The sequence below is a fragment of the Enterobacter sichuanensis genome (genome assembly GCF_009036245.1).
GTDB classification, from domain to species: Bacteria; Pseudomonadota; Gammaproteobacteria; order Enterobacterales; family Enterobacteriaceae; genus Enterobacter; species Enterobacter sichuanensis.
Genome location: NZ_CP027986.1, coordinates 772,631 through 785,324, shown reverse-complemented (window position 1 = coordinate 785,324; position 12,694 = coordinate 772,631). Strand labels below are relative to the sequence as shown.

9 protein-coding genes are annotated in these 12,694 nt (G+C 55.9%); 6 read left to right on the top strand and 3 right to left on the bottom strand.

The annotated features are described in order from the left end of the window. Positions 1 to 56 precede the first annotated feature (56 nt). Positions 57 to 2,447: a glucose/quinate/shikimate family membrane-bound PQQ-dependent dehydrogenase gene (locus tag C1N69_RS03695; protein ID WP_059385840.1), complete on the top strand. Its 2,391-nt coding sequence runs from the start codon at positions 57 to 59 to the stop codon at positions 2,445 to 2,447. A 91-nt stretch (positions 2,448 to 2,538) separates the two neighbouring features. Here the strand turns inward: C1N69_RS03695 and cueO are convergent, their stop codons facing one another. Further along, on the bottom strand, positions 2,539 to 4,107 hold the full coding sequence (gene cueO, locus C1N69_RS03690; protein ID WP_155030700.1) for a multicopper oxidase CueO: 1,569 nt from the start codon (positions 4,105 to 4,107) through the stop codon (positions 2,539 to 2,541). A 145-nt stretch (positions 4,108 to 4,252) separates the two neighbouring features. Between cueO and C1N69_RS03685 the strand changes: the two genes are divergently transcribed. The 3 genes from C1N69_RS03685 to speD all read left to right on the top strand — a co-directional run bounded on the left by C1N69_RS03685 (position 4,253) and on the right by speD (position 6,380). After that, positions 4,253 to 4,600, top strand: a complete 348-nt coding sequence (locus C1N69_RS03685) for a YacC family pilotin-like protein (protein ID WP_025756784.1) — start codon at positions 4,253 to 4,255, stop codon at positions 4,598 to 4,600. Positions 4,601 to 4,715: 115 nt separating this feature from the next. Continuing rightward, positions 4,716 to 5,585 carry a polyamine aminopropyltransferase gene (speE, locus tag C1N69_RS03680; RefSeq protein ID WP_025756783.1) on the top strand — a complete coding sequence of 290 codons (870 nt, stop codon included), beginning with the start codon at positions 4,716 to 4,718 and terminating at the stop codon, positions 5,583 to 5,585. Then, positions 5,586 to 6,380, top strand: coding sequence for an adenosylmethionine decarboxylase (gene speD, locus C1N69_RS03675; RefSeq protein ID WP_025756782.1), 795 nt, complete (start codon positions 5,586 to 5,588; stop codon positions 6,378 to 6,380). It abuts the gene before it with no gap. A 31-nt stretch (positions 6,381 to 6,411) separates the two neighbouring features. Here speD and yacL read toward each other — a convergent pair whose 3' ends face one another. Both yacL and acnB read right to left on the bottom strand, forming a co-directional pair. After that, positions 6,412 to 6,774 (bottom strand): protein YacL, encoded by a 363-nt coding sequence (yacL, locus tag C1N69_RS03670; protein WP_059385843.1) that lies wholly within the window; start codon positions 6,772 to 6,774, stop codon positions 6,412 to 6,414. A 190-nt stretch (positions 6,775 to 6,964) separates the two neighbouring features. After that, positions 6,965 to 9,562 carry a bifunctional aconitate hydratase 2/2-methylisocitrate dehydratase gene (gene acnB / locus C1N69_RS03665; RefSeq protein WP_053060134.1) on the bottom strand — a complete coding sequence of 866 codons (2,598 nt, stop codon included), beginning with the start codon at positions 9,560 to 9,562 and terminating at the stop codon, positions 6,965 to 6,967. Between the two features lie 760 nt (positions 9,563 to 10,322). On the opposite strand from acnB, the gene C1N69_RS03660 reads away from it, so the two are divergent. Both C1N69_RS03660 and C1N69_RS03655 read left to right on the top strand, forming a co-directional pair. Further along, positions 10,323 to 11,882: a DUF3300 domain-containing protein gene (locus tag C1N69_RS03660; RefSeq protein WP_155030699.1), complete on the top strand. Its 1,560-nt coding sequence runs from the start codon at positions 10,323 to 10,325 to the stop codon at positions 11,880 to 11,882. Positions 11,883 to 11,892: 10 nt separating this feature from the next. Beyond that, entirely contained in the window at positions 11,893 to 12,684 is a 792-nt protein-coding gene (locus C1N69_RS03655) for a DUF2950 family protein (RefSeq protein ID WP_094917949.1), read from the top strand. The last annotated feature ends 10 nt before the right edge of the window (positions 12,685 to 12,694 follow it).

Here is a 12,694-nt window from a genome sequence, read left to right as displayed (position 1 = left end):
ATACCTATAATTAGATGCTAGCAAATTATTAACAAAAACTGACGAGTACACTTTCTATGGCTGAAACAAACTCTAAACAGCCGCGTCTACTGGTGACACTAACAGCGCTATTCGCCGCCTTCTGCGGCCTGTACCTGTTAATCGGTGGCGTCTGGCTGGTCGCGATCGGCGGCTCCTGGTACTACCCGATTGCGGGCCTGGTTATGCTTGGCGTAACCGTCCTGCTCTGGCGTAAAAAACAATCCGCACTGTGGCTTTACGCCGCATTACTCCTCGCAACCATGATCTGGGGCGTCTGGGAAGTCGGCTTCGACTTCTGGGCACTGACGCCGCGCAGCGACATTCTGGTGTTCTTCGGTATCTGGCTGATCCTGCCGTTCGTCTGGCGTCGCCTGATTGTGCCGTCCAGTGGTGCCGTTGCGGCGCTGGTGGTAGCCCTGTTAATCAGCGGCGGCATTCTGACCTGGGCCGGCTTTAACGACCCGCAGGAGATCAACGGGACGCTGAATGCAGAATCCACGCCTGCGGCGGCGATCTCGCAGGTCGCTGACGGTGACTGGCCAGCCTACGGGCGTAATCAGGAAGGCCAGCGTTACTCCCCGCTGAAGCAGATCAACGCTGACAACGTTAAAAACCTGAAAGAAGCCTGGGTATTCCGTACCGGCGATCTGAAGATGCCGAACGATCCGGGTGAACTGACCAACGAAGTCACGCCGATTAAAGTGGGCAACATGCTTTATCTGTGTACGGCGCACCAGCGTCTGTTCGCGCTCGACGCGGCCACCGGTAAAGAGAAATGGCACTTCGATCCGCAGCTGAACTCTAACCCATCCTTCCAGCACGTCACCTGCCGTGGCGTTTCTTACCACGAAGCGCGTGCGGATAATGCGAGCCCAGAGGTTATTGCCGACTGTCCTCGCCGCATTATGCTGCCGGTGAACGATGGTCGCCTGTTCGCGATTAACGCCGAAACGGGCAAGCTGTGCGAAACTTTTGCCAACAAAGGTATCCTCAATCTGCAGACCAACATGCCGGACACCACGCCGGGTCTGTATGAACCGACTTCACCGCCCATCATCACCGATAAAACCATCGTGATTGCGGGTTCGGTTACGGATAACTTCTCCACCCGCGAAACCTCTGGCGTTATTCGTGGTTTCGACGTGAACACCGGTAAACTGCTGTGGGCCTTCGATCCGGGCGCGAAAGATCCAAACGCGATCCCGTCGGATGAACACACCTTTACCTTTAACTCGCCGAACTCCTGGGCACCGGCCGCGTATGACGCGAAGCTGGATCTGGTCTACCTGCCTATGGGTGTGACCACGCCGGATATCTGGGGCGGAAATCGCACACCGGAGCAGGAGCGTTATGCCAGCTCCATCGTGGCGCTGAACGCGACCACCGGTAAACTGGCCTGGAGCTATCAGACTGTTCACCACGACCTGTGGGACATGGACATGCCGTCCCAGCCGACGCTGGCGGACATTACCGTTAACGGTAAAACCGTGCCGGTAATTTATGCTCCGGCGAAAACCGGTAACATCTTCGTGCTGGACCGTCGTAACGGCGAGCTGGTCGTCCCTGCGCCGGAAAAACCGGTTCCGCAGGGTGCAGCAAAAGGCGACTACGTCACCAGGACGCAGCCGTTCTCTGACCTGAGCTTCCGTCCGAAGAAAGACCTCAGCGGAGCAGACATGTGGGGTGCCACCATGTTTGACCAGCTGGTGTGCCGCGTGATGTTCCATCAGCTGCGCTATGAAGGTATCTTCACACCGCCGTCTGAGCAGGGCACGCTGGTCTTCCCGGGTAACCTGGGGATGTTCGAATGGGGCGGGATCTCCGTTGACCCGAACCGTCAGGTGGCAATTGCCAACCCAATGGCGCTGCCGTTTGTCTCTAAGCTGATCCCGCGCGGTCCTGGTAACCCGATGGAGCAGCCGAAAGACGCGAAAGGCAGCGGTACCGAAGCCGGTATTCAGCCGCAGTACGGCGTGCCGTTTGGCGTGACGCTGAATCCGTTCCTGTCTCCGTTTGGTCTGCCGTGTAAACAGCCTGCCTGGGGTTATATCTCCGGTCTGGATCTGAAAACCAACGAGATCGTGTGGAAAAAACGTATTGGTACCCCGCAGGACAGCATGCCGTTCCCGATGCCGGTTCCGGTGCCGTTCAATATGGGTATGCCAATGCTGGGTGGCCCAATCTCTACCGCCGGTAACGTGCTGTTCATCGCGGCAACCGCAGATAACTACCTGCGCGCGTACAACATGACCAACGGTGAGAAACTGTGGCAAGGCCGTCTGCCAGCCGGTGGACAAGCGACGCCGATGACCTATGAAGTGAATGGCAAGCAGTACGTTGTCATCTCCGCGGGAGGTCACGGTTCGTTTGGCACGAAGATGGGCGACTATATTGTCGCGTATGCGTTGCCGGACGATGCCAAATAAATGCAAAACGGCAACGAAAGTTGCCGTTTTTAGTGTTTGTTCCCTCTCCCCGTGGGAGAGGGTCAGGATGAGGGCATCAGGCCGCACCGCTTTATACGGTGAACCCCAGCATCATCCCCGTATCCTCATGCTCAAGCAGATGACAGTGCGCCATGTAGGCAAACTCTTTCGGTGCATCGTGCTCAAACTTCACCAGCACCTCACTGACGCCGCCTTCCACTCGCACCGTATCCTTCCAGCCCGCGCGATGCGCATCCGGCGCTTTGCCGTTCTCAGAGAGAATGCGGAACTGGGTACCGTGGATATGGAACGGATGCAGCATCATGTCCCCTTCACCTGAAATCATCCAGCGCTCAAACTGCCCTTTTGCGGCAGCAAACATTGGCGTGTTCATGTCAAACGCTTTGCCGTTGATCATATTAGCGTTGTGGAAATCAAAGCCATGGTCACCGTGGTTCATGTTCCCCATACCGCCCATTTTGCCGTGGTCCATATTCATGTGGCCCATCATCTGTCCGTGATGCATTCCCGCCATCGCCTGATTACCGTATTTCTTCATCAGGGCCTGCATACCCATCATGTCGAGCATCGGGTCCATGGCGAGCTGGAGCTTCCGCTGGGTTAACCCTTCGAGGGACGGTAGTGCCGGGAGCGTAGTCAGGGTATCCGGCAGCGTACCGGAGGCCGTCACCTGCAGCGGCTGAATACGCAGCACCGGATGCGCCTTGTCGAAGGGCGCAACCGCCATCCCCATCTGGCTAACCGGCAGCGTCACCAGGTCAAACGCTTTGCCGTCGCTGATATCCACCAGCACTTCAAAACGTTCCCCCATCAGCATCGGTAATTCATTGACCTTCACCGGCTCAGGCAGCAGTCCCCCGTCGCTGGCTACCACGTACAAAGGACGTTTATCGCTGGTGGCGAAATTGAGTGAGCGTGCGTTACACCCGTTGAGCAGGCGCAGGCGCAGCCAGCCTTTCGGTGCGGCGTGCTGAGGGTAAATCGCACCGTTGGTCAGCAGCGTATCGCCAAACCAGCCGACCGCCGCGCTCATGACGTCAAGCCTGTAGTCAATTTCCCCGTCAGTGGTGAATTTCTTGTCCTGCACAATCACCGGCACGTCGTCGATGCCCCACTGTTCAGGCAGGCGCAGCAGACGGCTTTCGTCGTCTTCAATCAGCACCAGCCCCGCCAGCCCCATCGCTACCTGATGGCCGGTTTTGCCATGCTGGTGCGGGTGAAACCAACAGGTTGCGGCGCGCTGTTCCGGCGTAAAGGTGACGCTGCGCTTGCCGCCCGCCTTGATGACCCCCTGCGGCCCGCCGTCCACCTCGCCCGGCACTTCCAGACCGTGCCAGTGCAGCGTCGTCTCTTCGGCGAGCGTGTTGTGGATATCTACCGTCACCGCCTGCCCTTTGCGTAACTGAAGCGCCGGACCGAGCAGATTGCCGTTATAACCCCACGTGGTGGCGCTGTGTGCGCCGAACGTCGTTTTACCGGACTGAACAACAAGCTGGATACGGCTACGGGCGTCAGCGGTCAGTAAGTCGGGAATGGGCAAGGCAGGTCTGTCAGCCGCAAAAACCGCGCGACTCCAGAGGGGTAAAGCGCTGGCAGCTCCCAGCGCGATGGAATATTTCAAAAAATCACGACGTTGCATGTTCATTTCCTTATTTCCAGCAGGCGATCTTTTGAGCATAAACCCTCCCCTTACCGGAAGGTCAAGTAAAGCGGCAATAATAAAGATCGTCGCACTGGCATCAAGTATGCTAACGTTAATTTTCCGTGAAGCAGTGGTAGAAGCAATGAAGACGTTTTTCAGGACAATTTTGTTCAGTAGCCTGATGGCAATGTGTGCGAACAGCTATGCGCTAAGTGAAAATGAAGCGGAAGATATGGCCGACTTAACGGCGGTTTTTGTATTCCTGAAAAATGATTGTGGCTACCAGAATTTACCCAACGGCCAGATTCGCCGCGCACTGGTCTTTTTTGCCCAACAGAACCAGTGGGATCTCAGCAACTACGACAGCTTCGACATGAAGGCGCTCGGTGAAGACAGCTACCGTGACTTAAGCGGTATCGGCATCCCCACTGCAAAAAAATGCAAAGCGCTGGCTCGCGATTCACTCAGCCTGCTCGCCTACGTGAAATAACCTTCCCGACGCCCCTTGTTGAACCTATAGCCGTGCAACCGCGGTTATAGTTAGCTATCATGTTTCGCTCATTTTTTGTGAGTGTAACGGATGTTAACAAAGGAGGAGTCCGCGTATGGCCGACCACACGTTGTGGCATGAAACACTGCATGACCAGTTTGGTCAGTACTTTGCCGTTGATAACGTGCTTTATCATGAAAAAACCGATCATCAGGATCTGATCATCTTCGAGAATGCCGCCTTTGGCCGCGTCATGGCGCTGGACGGCGTGGTGCAAACCACCGAACGCGATGAGTTTATCTATCATGAGATGATGACCCACGTCCCGCTTCTGGCGCACGGGCACGCAAAACACGTGCTGATTATCGGCGGTGGCGACGGCGCAATGCTGCGCGAAGTTTCCCGTCATCAGTCCATTGAAACCATCACCATGGTGGAGATCGATGCGGGCGTGGTCTCTTTCTGCCGTCAGTATCTGCCCAACCACAATGCCGGTAGCTACGACGATCCGCGTTTCAGGCTGGTGATTGACGATGGTGTCAACTTCGTTAACCAGACAACCCAGACCTTTGACGTCATTATCTCCGACTGTACCGACCCGATCGGTCCTGGCGCGTCGCTGTTTACCTCCTCCTTCTACGAAGGCTGCAAGCGTTGCCTGAACCCAGGCGGGATCTTCGTGGCGCAAAATGGCGTCTGCTTCCTGCAGCAGGATGAAGCGCTCGACAGCCATCGTAAGCTGAGCACCTATTTCGGCGATGTCAGCTTCTATCAGGCCGCTATTCCAACCTACTACGGTGGGATCATGACCTTTGCCTGGGCCACGGATAACGATGTCCTGCGCCATCTCTCCACCGAAATTATCCAGGCACGCTTCCATCAGGCGGCGCTCACGTGCCGTTATTACAATCCGGCGGTCCATACCGCAGCCTTTGCCTTGCCGCAGTACCTGCAAGATGCACTGTCCTCCCAGGGGGTGAACTAATTGAAAAAGCTTAAACTGCATGGCTTTAACAACCTGACCAAAAGCCTGAGTTTTTGTATTTACGATATCTGCTATGCCAAAACAGCGGAAGAGCGCGATGGTTACATCGCCTATATCGATGAACTCTACAACGCCAACCGTCTGACAGAGATCCTGACAGAAACCTGTTCGATCATCGGCGCAAACATCCTGAATATCGCCCGACAGGATTATGAACCCCAGGGCGCCAGCGTGACCATACTGGTCAGTGAAGAGCCGGTCGATCCGAAGCTCATCGACAAAACTGAACATCCGGGCCCGCTGCCGGAAGTGGTTGTGGCCCACCTTGATAAAAGCCACATCTGCGTACATACCTACCCGGAAAGTCATCCGGAAGGTGGGCTGTGCACGTTCCGCGCCGATATCGAAGTGTCGACCTGCGGCGTGATTTCTCCGCTAAACGCGCTGAACTATTTAATCCACCAGCTGGAATCGGATATCGTCACGATTGATTATCGCGTGCGTGGTTTTACCCGTGATATCAACGGGATGAAGCATTTCATCGACCATGAAATCAACTCCATTCAGAACTTTATGTCCGACGACATGAAATCGCTGTACGACATGGTGGACGTGAACGTCTATCAGGAAAACATCTTCCACACCAAGATGTTGCTGAAGGAGTTCGACCTGAAGCATTACATGTTCCATACCCGGCCAGAAGACTTGAGCGAAGAGGAGCGCAAGGTCATCACAGACCTGCTCTGGAAAGAGATGCGCGAAATCTACTACGGCCGCAATATTCCGGCCGTGTAAAACGCACGAGGAGCAAGGACGCTCCGGTAAGCTATTTCTGTTTCATGAACGCCCGGTACGCCGCCACAACCTGCAGAAAGTCCTCTACGCCGCACAGCGACAGGCTCTCTTCGTCGTAGTAGCTCATCCCTTCTTCCATCTCATCACCCGAAAATTCAAGCTGGTTGGCACGTACCATCACCTCTTCACCATCCATCCACAGCGTGTATTCGTGTCCGGCACGTTGCCAGGAACGTTCACTGCCTTTCACCGTATTTGCCGCCTGTTCAACTTCATCAAGCAGGGTGAGATTCTCTTTCACCTCTTCGTTAAACCAGTGTCCTACGGCTTCGTGGCCCATCGACATACGCACTTTCACCACCCCAGTGATGTCGCGCAGAAATTCGTAATCCATAGTGTTTTCCTCTGCAAAGCCATTACGGTAATTATCGCAGCAGAGAGGAAGAAAAAAAGCGTGAGAGGTGGGAGGAATGAAAATAAAAAGGTGAGAGCAAGGCCCTGCGGCCTGATGCCCTCACCCCGTCCCTCTCCCACGGGAGAGGGTGCAAATACTAAAAACCGTCTCGCAGAGACGGTTTTGCTGTTTATACCGCCGTCTGGAAGATAACCCCGTCAGCCTTCTCGGTGTACTGAGAGAGCTGGTCGAAGTTCAGATAGCGATAGGTATCCACCGCGGTCTTATCAACCTGAGCCACGAAGGTCTGGTACTCTTCCGGCGTTGGCAGTTTGCCAATCAGCGCCGCAACCGCCGCCAGCTCTGCAGACGCCAGGTAAACGTTCGCACCGGTGCCTAAACGGTTCGGGAAGTTACGGGTCGAGGTGGAGACCACCGTCGCACCGTCGGCTACGCGCGCCTGGTTACCCATACACAGGGAACATCCAGGAATTTCAATGCGCGCACCGCTCTTACCAAACACGCTGTAGTAACCCTCTTCGGTCAGCTGAGCCGCGTCCATACGGGTTGGCGGCGCCACCCACAGACGGGTTGGCAACTGGCCTTTATGGGTATCCAGCAGTTTACCGGCAGCACGGAAGTGACCGATGTTGGTCATACAGGATCCGATGAACACTTCGTCGATCTTCTCCCCCTGAACTTCAGAGAGCGGACGCGCGTCGTCCGGATCGTTTGGCGCACACAGGATAGGCTCTTTGATATCCGCCAGATCGATGTCGATCACCGCCGCGTACTCAGCGTCAGCATCGGCTTCCAGCAGCTGCGGATCGGCCAGCCATTTTTCCATGCCCTGGATACGACGCTCCAGCGTACGACGGTCGCCGTAGCCTTCTGCAATCATCCACTTCAGCAGCACGATGTTCGAGTTCAGATACTCGATAATCGGCTCTTTGTTCAGCTTGATGGTACAACCCGCAGCGGAACGCTCAGCGGACGCATCGGTCAGCTCGAATGCCTGCTCAACTTTCAGATCCGGCAGACCTTCAATCTCCAGAATGCGGCCAGAGAAGATGTTTTTCTTACCTTTCTTCTCAACGGTCAGCAGGCCCTGTTTAATCGCATACAGCGGGATCGCGTGAACCAGGTCGCGCAGGGTGATACCCGGCTGCATTTTGCCTTTGAAACGCACGAGTACGGATTCAGGCATATCCAGCGGCATCACGCCGGTCGCCGCCGCGAACGCCACCAGACCAGAGCCCGCCGGGAAGGAGATACCAATTGGGAAACGGGTATGGGAGTCACCGCCGGTACCCACAGTATCCGGCAGCAGCATACGGTTCAGCCAGGAGTGGATCACGCCGTCGCCCGGACGCAGGGAAACGCCGCCACGGTTCATGATGAAGTCTGGCAGCGTGTGGTGCGTGGTCACGTCAACCGGTTTCGGATATGCCGCGGTGTGACAGAAGGACTGCATCACCAGGTCAGACGAGAAGCCCAGGCACGCCAGGTCTTTCAGCTCGTCACGGGTCATTGGGCCAGTGGTGTCCTGAGAACCGACGGAGGTCATCTTAGGTTCGCAGTAAGCGCCCGGACGAATGCCAGCGACGCCGCACGCGCGGCCCACCATTTTCTGCGCCAGCGAGTAACCGCGATTGCTTTCCGCGACGTCTTTCGCGCGACGGAAAACGTCTGAGTGCGGCAGACCCAGCGCTTCACGCGCTTTGGTCGTCAGGCCACGGCCGATGATCAGTGGAATACGGCCACCGGCGCGCACTTCATCGATCAGCACGTCGGTTTTCAGCGCAAAGCTCGCCAGCAGTTCGTTAGTTTCGTGGTTACGCACTTCCCCTTTGTACGGGTAAACGTCAATCACGTCGCCCATATTCAGGTTAGAAACATCCACTTCGATCGGCAGTGCGCCAGCATCTTCCATGGTGTTGAAGAAGATCGGGGCAATCTTACCACCCAGGCACAGACCGCCACCGCGTTTGTTCGGCACATGCGGAATGTCGTCACCCATAAACCACAGCACGGAGTTGGTCGCAGATTTACGGGAAGAACCGGTCCCCACAACATCACCCACGTAGGCCAGCGGGAAACCTTTTTTCTGTAAGGCTTCGATCTGTTTGATCGGACCGACAACGCCAGGCTGATCCGGTTCGATACCTTCACGGGCGTTTTTCAGCATCGCCAGAGCGTGCAGAGGGATATCCGGGCGAGACCACGCATCCGGCGCCGGTGAGAGGTCATCGGTGTTGGTTTCACCGGTGACTTTGAAAACAGTGACGGTAATTTTTTCAGCCAGAGCAGGACGGTTCAGGAACCATTCGGCATCAGCCCAGGACTGCATGACCTGCTTCGCATAGACGTTGCCTGCTTTGGCTTTTTCTTCCACATCGTAGAAGTTATCGAACATCAGCAGCGTGGAAGAGAGCGCTTTAGCGGCAATCGGAGCCAGCTTGTCGTTATCCAGCGCGTCAATCAACGGATGAATGTTGTAACCACCCTGCATGGTGCCGAGCAGTTCAATGGCTTTTTCAGGAGTAACCAGTGGGGAGGTGGCTTCGCCTTTGGCGATAGCAGCAAGGAATCCGGCTTTTACGTAGGCAGCTTCATCTACGCCAGGCGGTACGCGGTTGATCAACAGATCTAACAGGAATTCTTCTTCGCCCTTAGGCGGGTTCTTCAGCAGCTCGACGAGCGCGGCCATTTGGGTTGCATCTAACGGTTTGGGTACAATTCCCTCGGCGGCACGTTCTGCTACGTGCTTACGGTATTCTTCTAGCACGACGGTTCTCCTCGCTCTCATTGTCATATGCGGCGGGCGTTCTCTTCACGCTCCTGTGAGACAGCAGTTTGTAGGGTAAATGCCCGATACCGCGTCGGGCAGCATAGCAGGATTTCTGCACAGTGTTAATCCGTTTACAAAAAAGCAACATTAAAAAGTTTGCTGAATCGTTAAGCATGGTGTAGCGGAGAGATGAGGCGAATTTTGGGTACAAAAAAACCGCCTCACAGCGGTTAATTTGTTGCCGTGCGGTGGTAGCACACCGGGCTGGCAGATTTGCGGCAATACACTCGACACTAATATTGCTCTTCAGTAAGAAAATCTGCAAGTCCCTTTTTGGCGTTTACGAGCCGCCATCCAGTTTCGGATGAAAAAGGATGCAACTGCATTTCCCCGCTTCTCAGCGCTTACCTACTGTAATACTGTTGCACCCGGCCTGCTTCGCTGGTGTAGCAACCAGTCACCGGGCCCGGGAGCAGTTCCGTAACCTACGCGGCAATACACTTATTTGCCTGGTTCTGCCTTTCCCGGTGGGGAATGAACCCGCGTAGCCTTTACAGGAACGCACGCAAGAGCGGCCTTCTGAATTCCCTGCTGTTTTTCCCGCATCGCATATAATTGTGTAATAAATACTCACACTCTTTATCCGGACGTACCGGACGCTTCCCAATAAAAGTCAAAACAGTAAAAGACGGGTGAATAATACTCACGCCAACCGTAACGCCTCACGGCACAGCGCTGGTCTCGTTGGAGTCATTTTATGAAGTTGCCCTTTAAACCACATCTGCTTGTCCTTCTCTGCAGTGCCGGGCTGCTTGCCGCCTCAGGCGTCATGTTTGTCAAAAGCCGTGCAACGGAACCCGTTGCGCCAGCCCCCGTCGCACAACAACCGGCTGCACCGGCTACGCCTGCCGCAGCACAACCCGCCCCTGTCGTCGCGCCAACGTATTCTGCCGCGCAGATCGATCAGTGGGTTGCTCCCATCGCGCTCTACCCGGACGCCCTGCTGTCACAAATTTTAATGGCCTCGACTTATCCGGCCAACGTGATCCAGGCGGCTCAGTGGTCAAAAGATAACCCTAAAATGGAAGGGGACGCCGCGATTCAGGCCGTCGCCAGCCAGCCATGGGATCCCAGCGTAAAATCGCTGGTCGCCTTCCCTCAGCTTATGTCGCTAATGGGAGAAAACCCGCCGTGGGTTCAAAATTTAGGTGATGCGTTCCTCGCACAACCGAAAGATGTGATGGATTCCGTTCAGCGCCTGCGCGCGCTGGCACAGAAGACCGGCGCCCTGCAATCGACGCCTCAGCAGACGGTCACCACCGTGACAAAACCGGCACCGGCGAAAACCAGCACCGCCGGGTCAACCACAACCACCGCATCTGCGCCCGCCCCAACGGTGATCAAAATTGAATCCGCCGACCCGCAGGTCGTTTACGTTCCCACCTATAACCCCAATACGGTTTACGGGACCTGGCCAAACACCGCCTATCCACCAACTTATCTCCCACCGTCACCCGGGGAGCAGTTTGGTAACAGCTTCGTCAACGGCTTAGGTTTCAGCCTGGGTGTCGCCACAACCTATGCCATTTTCAGCAGCATTGACTGGGATGATGACGATGACTGGGATCATCACCATGACGACTGGGATAATCACGGCGGCTATAACCGCAACGGTGATAACAACATCAATATTAACGTTGAGAACTTCAATAAAATCAGCGGGCAGCGGCTGACGGACGCCAACCGTACCTGGCAGCATAACCCGGCTTATCGGGAAGGTGTGCCCTACCCCACGAATCAGCTCAACTCGCGATTCCATTCCACCAGCACGGCAACCGGGTTAAGTTCAACACAGCAAAAACCGGTTAACCGGGATAGCCAGCGTCAGGCGGCCCTGAGCCAGATGGAGAAATCAACGGGTAAAACCTTCCCCCAAACGGCGCGTCCCGCCACGAAAGATATGCAACGTCAGGCCTCAAGCGAACAGCTGAAGCAGATTTCGCAACGCAATAACTACCGTGGCTACGACACCAACCCGCAGACGGTGAAGCGCGCCACCACGCAGCAGCGAGAAAACCGTCAGGCTGCAACCCAGAGACAAGAGAAACGGGTTTCACAGCCTGCGCAGCAGCGCACGCTTCAGCAGCGAAACAGCCAGCCCCGGGCCAACGCGCTGAGCGGCAACGACAGCCGCTCCGCGAACTGGCAGGCGCAGCAGCAACGTGGTGCGCAAAGCAGACAACTCGCCGCCCGCCAGCAGCAAACGCGTCAGGCATCTGCTGGACGCGCTGAACGCCGTGAAATTCGACATCGCTAAGGGAACCGACATGAAAAGTAAACTTCTCAGTGGACTGGTGTTGTTCATGCTTTCCGCTTCGGCGATGGCGCAGCAAGCCTTCACCACCCCCGACCAGGCGACCGATGCGCTGGCAAAAGCCATAAGCGAGCATAACGAGCGCGCGATGAGCAATCTGCTTGGCGAGAACTGGCGCGATTTTCTGCCCCCGGAAGGCGTTGACCCGGATGCAGTCGATCGTTTCCTGCGCGACTGGAAAGTGCGTCATAACACCGTTGTCGAAGGGGATACGGCGCATCTCGTCGTTGGCGACAGCGGCTGGCAGCTTCCTATTCCGGTGATTAAAACCAGCGCTGGCTGGCAATTCGATATCAAAGAAGGTGCTGAAGAGATCCTGACCCGCGAAATCGGACGTAACGAGCTCGCCGCTATTGAAGCGTTACATGCCTATGTTGATGCGCAGCAAAGCTACTTTGCGATGAACCAAACCTACGCGCAGAAAATTGTGAGTTCGGAAGGGAAAAAAGACGGTTTGTACTGGCCCGCGTCACCCGGGGAAGCCCCCAGCCCGCTCGGCCCGGCATTTAGCCCGAAAGAGCCGGGTACCGGCTATCACGGCTATCGCTTCCGGATCCTGCCGGAGCACAACGGTTTTGCGATGGTGGCCTGGCCGGTCAGCTATGGCCAGACGGGCGTAATGAGCTTTGTGATAAACCAGGACGACAAGGTTTACCAGGCCGATCTCGGTAGCGATTCGGCGCAGAAAGCCCAGGCGCTAACCTCATATAACCCGGATAAAACCTGGCAGCCCGTAGCGCCCTGAATGCCGCCAA

Bases quoted from the DNA above. Each gene is read 5' to 3' on its own strand.
- C1N69_RS03695 (WP_059385840.1), top strand. From the start codon at position 57: ATGGCTGAAACAAACTCTAAACAGCCGCGTCTACTGGTGACACTAACA.
- cueO (WP_155030700.1), bottom strand. From the start codon at position 4,107: ATGCAACGTCGTGATTTTTTGAAATATTCCATCGCGCTGGGAGCTGCC.
- C1N69_RS03685 (WP_025756784.1), top strand. From the start codon at position 4,253: ATGAAGACGTTTTTCAGGACAATTTTGTTCAGTAGCCTGATGGCAATG.
- speE (WP_025756783.1), top strand. From the start codon at position 4,716: ATGGCCGACCACACGTTGTGGCATGAAACACTGCATGACCAGTTTGGT.
- yacL (WP_059385843.1), bottom strand. From the start codon at position 6,774: ATGGATTACGAATTTCTGCGCGACATCACTGGGGTGGTGAAAGTGCGT.
- C1N69_RS03660 (WP_155030699.1), top strand. From the start codon at position 10,323: ATGAAGTTGCCCTTTAAACCACATCTGCTTGTCCTTCTCTGCAGTGCC.
- C1N69_RS03655 (WP_094917949.1), top strand. From the start codon at position 11,893: ATGAAAAGTAAACTTCTCAGTGGACTGGTGTTGTTCATGCTTTCCGCT.